This window comes from Halobacillus sp. ABA4_118, from assembly GCF_056160205.1.
This window is the reverse complement of the sequence record NZ_JBSWWS010000001.1, coordinates 1,913,118-1,926,602: the sequence shown is the minus strand read 5'-3', so window position 1 is coordinate 1,926,602 and position 13,485 is coordinate 1,913,118. Positions and strand designations below refer to the sequence as shown.

Genomic DNA, 13,485 nt, shown 5'->3' with positions numbered 1-13,485 from the left:
AACCTTCCTTTTATAAGTAATGATTACGATTTAAAAATTAAAAAAATGATTTTCTTTATCTTCATAGATTGCACTGGCCTTTGTACTAGACTGTCCGAAGTATTTGCCTTCATAAGTTTTTGTAGGTCGATCCATTTGGGCGAGTACTAATTGACAAATTCTCCACCCCTCAATCAATTCGATTGGGGAACGGTTCGAATTAAACAATTCCAGAGTGATGCGTCCTTCAAACCCCGGGTCCACCCAGCCAGCATTCTGAACAAACAAACCCATCCTTCCAATGGAGCTTCTACCTTCTACGAAAGCGGTAAGATCATTGGGCAGCCGGACCCATTCATTCGTAGTCGCAAGCACAAACGAATGAGGAGGGATCATGATGGATTCTCCCCGGCCGATATAAATATCACGATAAGGGGCTTTTTTCCTTACAGAAATACATCCTGTACTATGCTCATCCACTGTCATAAAGTGACTGCCCAACGTCAAGTCAATCGATGCAGGCTGAACATGTTCCGGAATGAATGGAGCAATTTCCAACTCCGCCTTCTCTACCTTATTCAATATAGTTTCACTGGATAATATCATGTTGGCACCTACTTTGTTCGATTAGGGTGATCTTACTTCCCACTGAAAAGGATCTTCCATCCCGGACCATTTTTCATTCATCTCTTCCGGGGTTAACAAGCACTCGTCCAACTCTTTGGTAATCGCTTTTCTGTCAAGCTCAACCCCTATAAAAACTAAATTGTTCTAATACCTTTAGCCCGGAAAATCGATGCCGGCATCCGGCTGATCCAGTCGGAGAAGCGTTTGGAATGGAATGGGAGTCTTCTGTTGTACACAAACGATTGAATTCCATACTCTTCGGTTTCCGGGGTATGAGCTTCGGGACCTGCCATCAATTCCTGAAGCCAGCCAGCCGATTGACTTGCCTTCTCAAAATTAAAACGATGCGTATTTAGAATCTTTTCCGGATCAATTACACTAAACGTTGTTGGAATGATTTCAGCATCCGGCTGTAATGTCTTCACTACTTTTGTCAACGAATCCAGCTGCTCCTTCGTTACCATGTCACATTTATTCAGGAGAAGGACATCGCAAAACTCAATTTGGTCGATAAGCAGATCTGCAAGGTTTCGTTCGTCCTCTTCCCCTACGGCCTGTTTTCTGTCCAGCAGACGATCTCCGGATTCATAATCATGCCAAAACCGATAAGCATCTACAACTGTAACCATCGTATCCAAACGGCAGAACTGGGTAAGATCAATGCCCAGCTCCTCATCGATATAAGAAAAAGTTTGAGCTACCGGCACAGGCTCGCTGATTCCCGTTGATTCAATAACGATATAGTCAATGTCACCCGCCTTTGCAATCTTCTCCACTTCAATAAGTAAATCTTCTCTCAATGTACAGCAAATGCAGCCGTTGGACATCTCGACCAAATTTTCATCTATCCTGGAGAAATGCCCCTCTTTTTCTACTAAGTCGGCATCGATATTAATTTCACTCATATCATTGACGATAACAGCGATTTTCAGTCCATCCCGGTTGTTTAATATATGATTAAGCAGCGTGGTTTTCCCTGAACCTAAGTAACCACTCAAGACGGTGACAGGTATTTTCTTTTCCATTCAAATTCCTCCCTTGTTTTAATGGAACAAAGCAGACAAAAAGACCGCCAGGAGCAGCGTACTTATTACCGAAGTGGTCATCTGCTTCCCTAACACTTTAAATGCGTGCATCAAACCCATCTCCTTGTAAATGGAGAACAAAGTGACAAGACAGGAAGACAATGTAGAAGCCAAGTACACGACTACAAACACCTGCCACGTTTCAAGGGTATGAAGAAGTGCACCTTCTCCTTCATTCAGCACCATCATTCCATCTTTTCGGAAGATAGAAAAAATGACTCCTGGAGCTGCCTCTGCAGGTAATGAAAACAACGTCAGTAAAGGAGAGAAGAGAGCAGCCATAGCTTTCATAACTTCAAAAAATTCAAGCAGAGAAGCCACGATACAAATGACTATAAAAATAGGCATCGCCTGCTTTAAAAATTGTTTCATAATCCCCATTAATCGAAACTTCACCCCTCGCCATGTAACGGATTGCAAGTATGGAAGGGAAGGAACAGGCGCAAGAGAGACAGAGCGCTTCTCCCAAATTCGAGTGTGCACCGCCCCTACTATAAACAATAGGAAAATATACGGAATAAACATAAGCGGATGACCAGCTGAACCGAATAACGATAAAGATGCACCGATTTGGTAGCTGCAAGCTGAACCAAAAGAAATCAAAGAAATACACGACGCTCTTGTACAACTGCTGCAGGTTCTGCTCTGCATAACAGCTACAACATTACACCCGAAACCAGTTAAAACAGGAATGAGGTCTCTCCCTGATAATCCAATCTTCATCAGCCATGGATTTAAAGCATAGGTGATATGTTCCTGGATACCGGTCTCTTCCGTTACCGCCACACTTAAACCGATAAGAAAAACCACTGGAAACGCCCATAAAAAAGAGTACCATCCAAGAGTTAATGCACCATAATTCCCTATCAATACGACTTGAATAAAATCCGGAGCATTGATGAGGCTTTCTTTCACAGGATTTAACCATGCCTTTTCGGATATAGGTTGAAGGTAACTGGAAAATAAATAGGCGGCAAAAACCGGACCTGCAAACATGCTGATAACCATAAATAAGGCAGAGACAGGCCCGACCAACGGCTTAGCCAGTAGTTTTTCCAGCCAGTTGGTGGTTTCTCCTTCTACACCGGAGGGTAAAAAAGATAGTAAATTATTGTTCAATTCCCAAACAGAAGAAGTTTGAACAGCCTTTCCTATCTCCTGTTGTTCTTCATGACTCAGTGACCGGCTGTTACACCATACGACAGGAACATTCAACAATGTTCGGACATACTGTTTTTCTTCTTCATTTGGCTGATATTTATCGCTGTGTGTAGCGATCACCACCACGTTCTTCCCTCTTAATCCCAATTGCTCTTCCAACACGAGCAGGTCATCTTTAAGATTTGAAGCCTTTACGACCAATATGATCTTATTCAAATCTTTCATTTGATTTAATGCCATTCGGGTAGTGACGCTGTCATCTTTGAAACGAATACCTGGAGTATCAAAGATTTTCACCGTAGAATCGTCTTTCAGCGCCCCACTTGATATGGTTACAGTGGAACCCTTAACATTGGTTTCTACGCCCGTTTGATGGCCCGTCAGATGTCTGAACAAAGCTGTTTTCCCGACTGATTCAAGTCCTGCTAAAGCTGCCGCTTCTAACGATTCGCTTTTGTGTTCGGTCAGCATTCACAACGCTCTCCACAATCAGAGAGGTCATCCAGATAAAAGCTTTCTTTTCTGTATAGATTCAGAATTTCCATATTTAAATTCAAACGGGAGCCGATTGCCTCGGCAACGACAGGGTAACGTTGGCGGAACTTATAGATGAAGCAGAACACATGACTATCATGACGAAGTTCGGGCCCGCACAGGAATAAACCTTGACTCTTGGTAGATTCATCTTGATCATTTACTAAAGGTTTTCCATGTTTTCCGTTTTGAAATAAATGAGAAATCATAGAGGTGCTTCCTTTAAAACCTGTCGCTAAGATTGGCGCCGTATGTGAAGCTAATTGGTTTCCATCAGCCGTATTCACATAATACACACCATCGTCCTTAGCTACGGACTGGACCGTCTGCTCATAGATTTTAATTCTTTCTTCAGGTATTGCTTCCCGCATCCGCTTAAATGTATAGGGAGATAAAACCGTGCTCGGGTCACTACTATCAATTTTCCATGTAGGCGTCTTTGCTAAAAGACGAGAACTTTTCTTCATTCTATTCAGTTGATAAACGGCATCAAGTCCACTTTCATATCCACCGATGACAATATACTCATCTGCTTTCATATCCTCCCAGGAACGAACATGACTGTTATGAGTACATAGTTCTGCACCAGGAAACGTCTCTTGATTCGGATATTGATACTCCCCGCCAGCCCACACAACAAACGTACTGGTGAGCGCTCCTTGTGACGTATGGACCTCAAAAGAACCATTCTCCGATTTATTTATGTTGTTCACTTCAATTCCGGTTTGGACAGGTAATTCATAGTGGCTGACCAGCAGCTCCAGATATTCCGCATAATCTTCTCCTGTTGGGTGTTCTTCGTTCAATGTATACCCCGGTGAAGTTTTAGGAGCCACTGCATTTAAGTCTGTTTGACCAAATCCTTGAGAAGGAAACGATGGAGTAATAAACCTCATTTCTTTCGGCCATCTCCGGAATGTTTCCCCAATCTCCCCGCGATCCATGATACTAAAGTTTTCACACCCCATCTGCTTCATGAGAATCCCTAACCCAATTCCAGAAGCACCTGCACCTACTATGAGGACATCGTAATGTTTCATGTAAATCCTCCTTCCTGATAAATAGTAATGATTACGATTTAAAAACAAACATAATTTTTTCAGGACATTATACACTGCTCGAACTGTTCTGTAAGACTTTTCTTATCCAGGTTCCTACCAATAAACACAAGTTCACTTACCCGGTCATCATCTCCCCACAGGGCAGCTTCTTCTCCTGCAAAAAGCATATGAACACCTTGAAAGACAAAGCGGTGATCCACTCCGTCTATGTTCAATACACCTTTATAACGATATAAACGTTCACCCTGAACTTGAACTAAAAAAGATAACCAGAGATTTAGTTTTTTCATATCCAAGGGTCTCTCTTCTCGTAAAGACAGAGAGGAAATTTCATCATCGTGGTGATGATGGTGATTGTTTAGAAAATCCGGATTCACTTTTATTTTTTCCTGCAAATCAAATGAACGAATGTCCAGAACATCACCCAGTGGAATCCGGCTGTTCTCACAAATTTTTTGAGAGGCAGTAGGATTTATACTTTCCAGTCTATTTCGTAAATCTGTGAGTTGATCTTGTGTGATCAAATCAACTTTGTTGACAAGAATGACATCTGCAAAAGCAATTTGGTTGATCGCTTCTCCTTGTTGATCTAAGTGATTGGAAATATGCCTGGCATCAACAAGCGTACAAACCGCATCAATATAGTAATCTTCAACCATTTCCTTATCCATTAGAAACGTTTGTACAACGGGAGCAGGGTCAGCAAGCCCTGTAGTTTCAATGATTATCCGGTCAAACTCAATCATCTTTTCTTCCCTTGATATAGCAAGCATCGATAGGGTATCAACGATATCTTTACGTACATTACAGCAGATACACCCGCTATTGATTTCTATGATTTCTTCTGTGGTTTGTTCAATAAGCTGAGCATCAATCCCTATATCTCCAAACTCATTCACAATGAGAGCGACCTTTTCTTCAGTTTGATTAAGAATGTGGTTAAGAAAGGTAGTCTTCCCTGCTCCTAAGTAACCCGTCACTATGGTTACAGGTATTCTTGAGTCAATTTCCATCATACCGTTGTTCCTCCGCCCATTTTTCAAATGCCTTCCAAGGCATAAGTGCACAATTATGTCTTGCGCGTAATTTGTGCACGCCCTCAAGAGAAGCTGCATCTCCTAGATCAACTTCATCTTCCATTTCACCTTCTCTGATCAAGCGTTCAAAGGCCTGTTTCTTATTCAGGCAATCTTCCATGCTGCTGTTTTTCAAGAGTTCCGTCATCATGGAGCATGAAGCCATACTAATACTGCAGCCTTCACCTTCAAAGGCTAGCTCTTCAATCCCTTCCTTTCCTGCCCTCACATGTAAAACCATCACATCCCCGCAGGTAGGGTTTTTATAATGAACTTTATCAACACCCGTGTCGTCTTCCATCGTTCCATAATTCCGTTTATACTTCGCATGGTCCATGACGACCTGACGGTATAAATCGTCTAACATCCTTCCACCCCTATGATTCGTAATGGTTCGTTATACGGTATACGGATTCAGGTTAAATGTAATCATTACGATTTAATTTAAGACAAAAAAATTTCATTTCTGTAAACGGTCAACACTGGGAATGGATACAAAAAACACCTTTTGATTTTCTTTCAACTGTGACCTGGAAAGAACAAATTCCGTGCAATCTTTCCACTTAACCGCGTCCATCATCGGTATAAGCTGGCGGCTGATCTCTCCTTCTACCTGCTTCATGACGTTCAGAAGTTCAAACAAAGTCATATTGAAATGTTTCGCTGCGCGCTTATGCGGCGAAACACTCCTGAGATGATTCATAAATTGTTCTTCAGAATCAACTTCCTCTGCAATATCATCTTCCATCTTTATCACATAATGATAGATGTCTTTCTGTTGTTCAGGCAGCGTGCTGAGAATGTTCTCCGTTAGGATTTTCTGTAGATATTCACTCATGATTTCACCTCTATATGTAACCCTGGCCACTTAGAGAAGCTGAGTTACGATTGCCGTTTTCATTTCGTGACACACTCCATTTATTCTCCTCATAGACAACCTGCAGTAAGTTTAACTATGTACAATTAATAGTAATCGTTACGATTTAATGAAGAATACTGTTATTAAATCATAATTTCAATTCTTTGGCAACACTTTTCTTGTACATTCATTTAAAAATTCAGTGTTGATGTAAATTAATCGGCTTCTTTTTTTGTTGGTCACACATTAGTGGATCCTGTCCGTTTGTCACCCTCCTCACGTCGTTTATGAGGTTATTGAGACACCTATCTGCCCCCTCCTTGTGAACTTTTGGACGAGCATGGATCGGGGCAGATGGTTTTGTCTAAAGAACCTTCGTTAATATAGGAAAAATATAAGGGTTCGCCGGCTCAGGAATCTGATTGATCTCCTTCACTTCGATGAATGGGATGTCTACACCATTGTAGCTTTGTACATCTATCCTCCCGTTCACTTCCACCCACGTGTTTTCACTAAGGCTGCCTGCCTCGTTAGACTCACTCAACAATCCAATGACCCTGGCATCGGCAACACAGTGGGTGATTAGAAATCTTGCCACGACCAGCTGATTAGACTCCAACCCTTCTTCCTTGTACACAAAACCTTTGATTTGAATCGTTCTCCCCTTATACCTATGAGGGTTGTCTTGTATTTCTTGATAATAAGAAGCGTAAATATCCTCATTCATCTGAATGTCATCTTGGTTTAAACGATCCATTCTTTGTTCATATTCTTCATCTGTTAAATAGTTGTTATTCGGGATCGGCATGCTCTCATCAAGCGTGTGTGAATTGGATGAGGGATCCACTTGATATGAGCTTTCTTCCTGGGGGAGAAGAGAGCCTTTATTCTTGGCAATCGCTGCGTCCAAGGATGTCAGGTTCAGTCCAAATCCTGTAAACAAAGGGAAAAGGAGAACCAAATAACTCACACCTCTCTTTATATACGATTGCTTATGATCATGGTCTTCCTTACAACCGGGAGGACAGAAGGCATGTTCACCGGAACTCCCTTCCCATACTCTCCCAAGCTGAACGAAAAACAGAAGGACGATAACCCCTGCGGCCACTTGACTCATCCGTACATATTTAGGGTTAATCAGCTTCTCAACATCCCCGGTGTGATGCAATTGTATTAGAAAAAAAGCAAAGGCGGCCAATAGAATCAGCTTCAAAAATTGATAATAATGAAAGCGCACTACCTGCTCACCTGCCCACCAAAGATATAGTAATCGTACAGACAAAAACAACGACAGTAATGGTCAGGAGTAAGATGAAAACAAATTTGGATTTAAATACGCTCAGGAGCATGATCGTATTCTTCAAATCAATCATAGGTCCGTAAATTAAAAAGGCCAAAACAGCGGTGGGAGGAAATAAACTGCTAAAGGAAGCTCCGATAAATGCGTCTGCCTCTGAACATAGGGATAAAAAGAAAGCCAAGCCCATCATGACACCTGTCGCCCCCATCATTCCTTCTCCAAACAAAAAGAGCGACTGTGCTTGTACATACGTTTGAACGAAAGCAGCAACAAAGGCTCCTATAATTAAATACTTGCCCATGTCAAAAAACTCATCGATGGAATGCACACACATACCCTTGAGCTTGTCCATAAAGGACACGTCTCCTGTGGAAGTGTTCTCAGATCCATACAAGCCGGAAACTGTATGTTTGAGCTGGTTTGATCTAAAAAAAGAACTGATGAAGAGGGAGATTAGCAGCGCCGCAATAAATCCCACGCCCATCCGTAAACCTGCCATTCTTATATCATTTCCAAAGGCCATAAACGTCGATAAAATAACAATAGGATTAATTAATGGTCCTGTTAGAAGAAATCCAATTCCTGCATGCAATGGTACGCCCTTGGCTACTAATCGCCGGACGATCGGGACAATTCCACATTCACAGGCAGGAAATACAGCTCCTACGAGACACCCCATCATGATGGCACGATACTTGTTTTCTGGAATCCACCGCTTCACATGTTCCTCTGTGACAAATATTTGAATACACCCTGCAATGAGGACACCAATGAGCACGAACGGAATGGCCTCTATAATTAAGCTGAGAAAAATTGTATTCAGCTGCTTGAAAGAATCAGGAAGAATCATCAACGTGCTTTCTCCGACCCTTTGACTATACATAACAAAGTAAGCAACAAGGACAAAAGCCAAGATGGCTGTCACATCCAGCAATGTGTTGTAAAGCCTGAAAGTCATGGTTTCCTCCTCTTCTTTACTCCCTCTTCAACCCATCGTCAAGGATTCATAAAGCAACCCTTGACGATGAAGCTGATTTACAATTTTCATGCCTTCACTAACCGGTTGAAGCTGTTCAACAGTTCTGTTTCCTTTAGTTGATCACCAATCAAGATAATCGCAGGACGCATACCGGCCGGATGCGGAATTTTTTCAAAGATAAGGGTATTGGAGGCAAGTTGAAAGGAATAAAGCCCTTCACTGCCTTCAAGATTAATCACTCCTTTTCCTCTTAATACAGCTTTAGGTAAGTGGCTCAACCAATTTTCCAAATCATGTTTCTTAATGGTTGGCCCCGGGTCAATCTTCACGGCGTGCAGACCGGAATGGTGGTGATGGTGATGATGGGAATGGTTAGTCTCTTCTCTAATATCTGAATGTATAGAAGTAGGAAGATGACCGTTCCGTCTCTTGAATAACTCTGACAATGGGACATTTCCATGGGACGTTTGAAAGATGGGAACGGATTCTCCAACAAGACCTTTAATTTTCTTGATGGATTTATTTAACACCTTCTCTTTAGCAAGATCCTGTTTATTTAACAAAATGATATCGGCACTGGTAATCTGTTCTTCTAACAGTTTTCTCATGTCGGCAGTGCTTGAGAAAATACTTTGATACTCCAAAAAGGTACTAGAATCAATCAGGCTGATCATAGAAATTAAATCGAAGTGAGCAGCGTATATAGGATCCTCTAATACTCTCTTCACTTCCAAAGGGTTGGAAACGCCTGTCCCTTCAATGAATAGCAGATCCAGTTTATTCGAATGCATCTCCTTGATAAATTCATCTAACGTCGATTTCAAATCCTCTTTTATCGTACAGCATATGCAGCCATTTAATAGTTCTTTCACGTTTTGTTCTTTAAATAGTGGTTTCTCTATATTTACGTCTCCCAGCTCATTTAAAATCACACCTACCCGTCTATGATTCTTTTCACATTCCTCTATCATTTTCAGTAAAACCGTCGTTTTTCCACTTCCCAAAAACCCACTAATGGTGTACGTCGGTACAGCCATAGGAAACACCCTCCTTTTGTAAATAAATAGTAACCAATACTATTTACTCCACTCTATTATTTAAAGAGACAAAGTATGCTTGACGATAAAGGAATTTCATGAAAATGACCGGAATGGACTGGTCGTTTGAAGTACTGTACATCAGTTATAGTGGTGTGCGTACAAGTAGAATAATCATACCGAGCGTTCGCGGACAGTTATATTGGATTGAGTGAAAAACGCAAGCCATTTAGGAACCATACTGACCTCTGTTTAACGAAAAGAGCGAACCACAGCATTAGGGTTCGCCCTTCTTATATTTTATTAAGTGTTCTACCTTCCGGGACTCATATCTGTCAGCTGACTCTACGACAATCCTTCTCTATTTATTGACGGCCTCTTTTTATTGGTTTAAAATTCGTAATGATTACGTTTTAATGACAAGAATACAGTCCATGATTTAACCTTACGAAACGCATCAAGAATAAGTAAGGGATTGGTATAACGGATCAACTAATACAAAGGAGGTTAATGATGAATACATATCCTTTTACTATAGGTAACTATCATGCTTTGGTGATATCCGACGGCGGTATGCCTGTGACTAGAGAGTTTTTTCTAGCCAATACACCTGATCATATTACTCAACAGTTTCCTGAAGAGTTTCATGCTCCCCTTAATTTCATTCATCTTGAAGTAGATAATGAGCATATTTTAATAGATGCAGGATTTGGTGCAGAATGCGAAGATGCAGGTCAGCTCATTCAGGCGCTGGATAATCACGGGATCACCAGGGAAGACATTGATCACGTCATTCTGACCCACGGGCATTTAGATCATATTGGCGGAGCTGTATCTGAGGGGAACCCTTCCTTTCCTAATGCAGATTATTATCTTCATGCAGCAGAATGGGAAATGTGGGCGTCCAGACCATCTTCAAAAGAGCATGAAATTCTGTCTAACTTAGAGAGTTCTATCAACATTATCCAGGAAGACATCGAAATCCTGCCGGGAATTAAACTTTTCCTTACGCCTGGGCACACGAACGGGCATCTGGCTGTCATGATCCATTCAGAAGATGAAAAGCTGCTCGTCGTTTCCGACATATTAAGCGATCCACGCACACTCAACCATCCCTCCTCTCATATTGGGTTGGAAATATCACCAGAACAAGGTCGTGAAACGAGAAAAGACATCATAGAGTATGCGGAACAGCAGGGCCTCATGCTTTTTGTATGTCATTACCCATTTCCAGGTCTGGGGTATATTGAACAAGATCATGGTACGTATAAGTGGAATGCCAAATAAATAATGTCAAGAGAATGGTCAGACATCGAGGCAGGTGATGTTGAAAAAGAATCATGAAAGAATAGAGAGTATCAAATACAATACTCATGAAAACAAAACCTCTCAATCTTACCGCCAGGAGCCAAAGCCCCTTCCCTTTCCGCGGACGAGCGCCCGAGCTTCCTCGCAAAACCCACGCTCGGCGATCTCGGCCCACTCGTTCTTCCGCAGGAGTGGAAGGGGCACCGCTCTTTGGGAGTTCTTTAACATCGAAAAAGACTCTCCTTCACCCAGCTCACCCTCGCTAGATGGAGGACAATCTTTTTCATATTCTGGCAGGCAGCCGTCGTCAGCGCCTGCTCCTTCACTTTTTCTTTTCCGCGCAAGCGGCAATAACGCAGCCCATGCCGTTCTTTTGATACGGCGAAGGAGCTATGCTCAACGTTCTCTTTTATCATAGGGTAAAGCTGTCTTCCCACAGGCATTGGCACGAGGAGCGTTCGGTGGTGACGCCTGCGGGAACAGCGCGAGCCGAAAAATCCACTTGGTCAAATGGTTTTCTTGACTAAGTCAGCTGAGGCCGTCCCGCGGCAATCATCCACCGAAAAGCGGAATGTGTCCCCCTCAACACGACATGCGGACAACTCTAACTGGATAACACGGATTTTTCTACAGCATGAAAACCTCTCAATAAAATTGAGAGGTTTTTTTGTAAAAATTCATTTAGAGTATGCAAGCCATGGCATCATTTTATGGTTATTACCTGTTCATTCTGGAGACCTTATAAAAGTAAGGTTAAAACCAATACAAAGGAGGTTTAATTATGGAGAACGGACACGAAATTCATGAGCAGCACTCTCACAAGCACAGCCTTTCATGCGGTCATACAAAAATAAAACATGATGATCACATTGATTATGTGCATAACGGCCATCTTCATCATGAGCATAATGGTCACTGGGATGAATGTAAGCTTCCAGTTACAGAAACCAACCCTGATCAGTGTGCTCCTATGAATTGTGGATGTAATCATGATCGTGACTGCGGTCATGAATTAGTCCCACATGGTGACCATATGGACTACTTGGTGAATGGACGTCTACACCATGTCCATGGCGATCATTGTGATGACCACGGGCCTGTAGAATTAGTTACCCTTCATTAGGTTATATCTTTACACACCAGGTTTTTCTCTGGTGTGTATTTTCCTGATATAGTCGTACACCAGAATTTTATGGCACTTTCACTTTTTCAGAAAAGTTTGATAGTATCTGTAGTACATCATAAAGGAGGGATAATCATGGAAGTCATATCAAAAGAAGAGATTACGAGGAATTTTTCTATGAAGGAAACGATGGACAGCATCGAATCTTTTTACACCAAAAAAGAAAGCGAATTCATATCACCGGACCGGATGCACATAGAGGATGGAGAGAATACGGCTTTGCTGATGCCGGCCTTTTATGGAAACTATTACTCTACGAAACTTGTAGGCGTTGCTCCTGAAAACAGGAATGCCGGAAAAGACACAATCCACGGCTTGATGGTTCTGAATGACCGCAAGACGATGGAACCCCTTTTCTTGTGTGATGCTATTGCCATTACGGCCCTGCGTACAGGCGCTCTGGGAGGACTGGGAATCAAATACCTGGCTAAAGCAGACGCGGAAACGTTAGGCATTATCGGAACCGGTACACAAGGATGGAGTCACCTGGAATCAGCCCTCGCTGCCAGAGATATCAAACATGTACATATTTATAACCGCACCGAAGAGAAAGCCCATCAGTTTAAAGCAAAAGCAGAGACCCGCTTTCCGCAAGTCACGTTTACCGTTTCCTCTGTCGAAGAATTAGCCGTAAAGTCAGACATTATCGTAACAACTACGACCTCCACCACACCTGTACTTCCTGAATTACACGAATCAGATTGGAAAGGCAAACTCATTGTAGGAGTCGGCTCCTTCCGCCCTTCCATGCAGGAAATCTCTGATCAAGTACTAAGAATCGCTGATGAAGTATTTGTAGATGCCAGATCCGCCTTGCATGAATCCGGGGATATGATCCAGGCCGGGCATTTACGTTCAGACTTAGAGAACTCCTGGGACCTCGAAAAAATCATCACCGAAAATGATCCGCCGCAGGATTTAGACGAAAAGACGATCGTGTACAAATCTGTAGGGGCTGCCATCTTTGATTTAGTTGTGGTTCAATCGATTTATGAAAAGCTGTATAAGTAAAAAAGGAGGAGAAAGATGCGCAAATTGACGCGGAAGAAATGGAAAGATCCGGGCATTGTCATGGTTATTCTATTATCGGTCATTGCTTCATTGTTCTGGATATGGTGGCCGACTGATACCTATGCCGCTGGTATTTCCCTTGCTGGATGGGCCATGTTCGCCTGTTTTTTCATATGGTTGGGTTTAACCATCACTTACGTGGTCTGGATGGAAAAGCTGGAAAAAAGAGAAGCTGAATCTGCGCAGTCATCAGAAAATAGAGCCATCAAATAAAGGAGTGAGAAA

General features: G+C 42.2%; 13 protein-coding genes and 2 pseudogenes. 4 read left to right on the top strand and 11 right to left on the bottom strand.

Features of this window, described 5'->3' with window-relative positions:
• Nucleotides 1-30: 30 nt before the first annotated feature.
• From dcd to ACXAGL_RS09610, 10 genes and pseudogenes are all read right to left on the bottom strand, one after another.
• Nucleotides 31-585, bottom strand: coding sequence for a dCTP deaminase (gene dcd, locus ACXAGL_RS09655; RefSeq protein WP_160841223.1), 555 nt, complete (start codon nucleotides 583-585; stop codon nucleotides 31-33).
• Nucleotides 586-606: 21 nt separating this feature from the next.
• Nucleotides 607-1,631: pseudogene (locus ACXAGL_RS09650) on the bottom strand (GTP-binding protein).
• An 18-nt stretch (nucleotides 1,632-1,649) separates the two neighbouring features.
• On the bottom strand, nucleotides 1,650-3,323 hold the full coding sequence (locus ACXAGL_RS09645; RefSeq protein WP_474990955.1) for a FeoB small GTPase domain-containing protein: 1,674 nt from the start codon (nucleotides 3,321-3,323) through the stop codon (nucleotides 1,650-1,652).
• Nucleotides 3,317-4,426: an NAD(P)/FAD-dependent oxidoreductase gene (locus ACXAGL_RS09640; RefSeq protein WP_474990953.1), complete on the bottom strand. Its 1,110-nt coding sequence runs from the start codon at nucleotides 4,424-4,426 to the stop codon at nucleotides 3,317-3,319. The genes ACXAGL_RS09645 and ACXAGL_RS09640 overlap by 7 nt, the downstream gene beginning before the upstream one ends.
• A 59-nt stretch (nucleotides 4,427-4,485) precedes the next feature.
• The gene (locus ACXAGL_RS09635; protein ID WP_474990951.1) at nucleotides 4,486-5,463 is read right to left on the bottom strand and encodes a CobW family GTP-binding protein; all 978 of its coding nucleotides are present in this window, start codon (nucleotides 5,461-5,463) and stop codon (nucleotides 4,486-4,488) included.
• A complete protein-coding gene (gene sufU, locus ACXAGL_RS09630; protein WP_027955553.1) occupies nucleotides 5,450-5,890 on the bottom strand; it encodes a Fe-S cluster assembly sulfur transfer protein SufU in 441 nt (146 codons plus the stop codon). The genes ACXAGL_RS09635 and sufU overlap by 14 nt, the downstream gene beginning before the upstream one ends.
• Nucleotides 5,891-5,983: 93 nt before the next feature.
• Entirely contained in the window at nucleotides 5,984-6,361 is a 378-nt protein-coding gene (locus ACXAGL_RS09625; RefSeq protein ID WP_160841218.1) for a hypothetical protein, read from the bottom strand.
• A 385-nt stretch (nucleotides 6,362-6,746) separates the two neighbouring features.
• Nucleotides 6,747-7,619: a TIGR03943 family putative permease subunit gene (locus ACXAGL_RS09620; RefSeq protein WP_160841217.1), complete on the bottom strand. Its 873-nt coding sequence runs from the start codon at nucleotides 7,617-7,619 to the stop codon at nucleotides 6,747-6,749.
• Nucleotides 7,620-7,626: 7 nt separating this feature from the next.
• On the bottom strand, nucleotides 7,627-8,640 hold the full coding sequence (locus tag ACXAGL_RS09615; RefSeq protein WP_474990949.1) for a permease: 1,014 nt from the start codon (nucleotides 8,638-8,640) through the stop codon (nucleotides 7,627-7,629).
• A gap of 86 nt (nucleotides 8,641-8,726) precedes the next feature.
• A complete protein-coding gene (locus ACXAGL_RS09610) occupies nucleotides 8,727-9,698 on the bottom strand; it encodes a CobW family GTP-binding protein (protein ID WP_474990947.1) in 972 nt (323 codons plus the stop codon).
• Nucleotides 9,699-10,211: 513 nt separating this feature from the next.
• Between ACXAGL_RS09610 and ACXAGL_RS09605 the strand changes: the two genes are divergently transcribed.
• On the top strand, nucleotides 10,212-10,985 hold the full coding sequence (locus ACXAGL_RS09605) for an MBL fold metallo-hydrolase (RefSeq protein WP_474990945.1): 774 nt from the start codon (nucleotides 10,212-10,214) through the stop codon (nucleotides 10,983-10,985).
• Nucleotides 10,986-11,227: 242 nt separating this feature from the next.
• Here the strand turns inward: ACXAGL_RS09605 and ACXAGL_RS09600 are convergent.
• A pseudogene (locus ACXAGL_RS09600) lies at nucleotides 11,228-11,428 on the bottom strand (transposase); the annotation flags it as partial.
• A 359-nt stretch (nucleotides 11,429-11,787) separates the two neighbouring features.
• Here ACXAGL_RS09600 and ACXAGL_RS09595 point away from each other — a divergent pair.
• The 3 genes from ACXAGL_RS09595 to ACXAGL_RS09585 all read left to right on the top strand — a co-directional run bounded on the left by ACXAGL_RS09595 (nucleotide 11,788) and on the right by ACXAGL_RS09585 (nucleotide 13,473).
• A complete protein-coding gene (locus ACXAGL_RS09595) occupies nucleotides 11,788-12,129 on the top strand; it encodes a hypothetical protein (protein ID WP_160841213.1) in 342 nt (113 codons plus the stop codon).
• A gap of 135 nt (nucleotides 12,130-12,264) precedes the next feature.
• Complete coding sequence (locus ACXAGL_RS09590) at nucleotides 12,265-13,200, top strand: ornithine cyclodeaminase family protein (RefSeq protein ID WP_474990943.1); 936 nt, start codon at nucleotides 12,265-12,267, stop codon at nucleotides 13,198-13,200.
• A gap of 15 nt (nucleotides 13,201-13,215) precedes the next feature.
• Nucleotides 13,216-13,473, top strand: coding sequence for a hypothetical protein (locus tag ACXAGL_RS09585; RefSeq protein ID WP_474990941.1), 258 nt, complete (start codon nucleotides 13,216-13,218; stop codon nucleotides 13,471-13,473).
• Nucleotides 13,474-13,485: the final 12 nt, after the last annotated feature.

Bases quoted from the DNA above. Each gene is read 5' to 3' on its own strand.
- dcd (WP_160841223.1), bottom strand. From the start codon at position 585: ATGATATTATCCAGTGAAACTATATTGAATAAGGTAGAGAAGGCGGAG.
- ACXAGL_RS09645 (WP_474990955.1), bottom strand. From the start codon at position 3,323: ATGCTGACCGAACACAAAAGCGAATCGTTAGAAGCGGCAGCTTTAGCA.
- ACXAGL_RS09640 (WP_474990953.1), bottom strand. From the start codon at position 4,426: ATGAAACATTACGATGTCCTCATAGTAGGTGCAGGTGCTTCTGGAATT.
- ACXAGL_RS09635 (WP_474990951.1), bottom strand. From the start codon at position 5,463: ATGATGGAAATTGACTCAAGAATACCTGTAACCATAGTGACGGGTTAC.
- sufU (WP_027955553.1), bottom strand. From the start codon at position 5,890: ATGTTAGACGATTTATACCGTCAGGTCGTCATGGACCATGCGAAGTAT.
- ACXAGL_RS09625 (WP_160841218.1), bottom strand. From the start codon at position 6,361: ATGAGTGAATATCTACAGAAAATCCTAACGGAGAACATTCTCAGCACG.
- ACXAGL_RS09615 (WP_474990949.1), bottom strand. From the start codon at position 8,640: ATGACTTTCAGGCTTTACAACACATTGCTGGATGTGACAGCCATCTTG.
- ACXAGL_RS09610 (WP_474990947.1), bottom strand. From the start codon at position 9,698: ATGGCTGTACCGACGTACACCATTAGTGGGTTTTTGGGAAGTGGAAAA.
- ACXAGL_RS09605 (WP_474990945.1), top strand. From the start codon at position 10,212: ATGAATACATATCCTTTTACTATAGGTAACTATCATGCTTTGGTGATA.
- ACXAGL_RS09595 (WP_160841213.1), top strand. From the start codon at position 11,788: ATGGAGAACGGACACGAAATTCATGAGCAGCACTCTCACAAGCACAGC.
- ACXAGL_RS09590 (WP_474990943.1), top strand. From the start codon at position 12,265: ATGGAAGTCATATCAAAAGAAGAGATTACGAGGAATTTTTCTATGAAG.
- ACXAGL_RS09585 (WP_474990941.1), top strand. From the start codon at position 13,216: ATGCGCAAATTGACGCGGAAGAAATGGAAAGATCCGGGCATTGTCATG.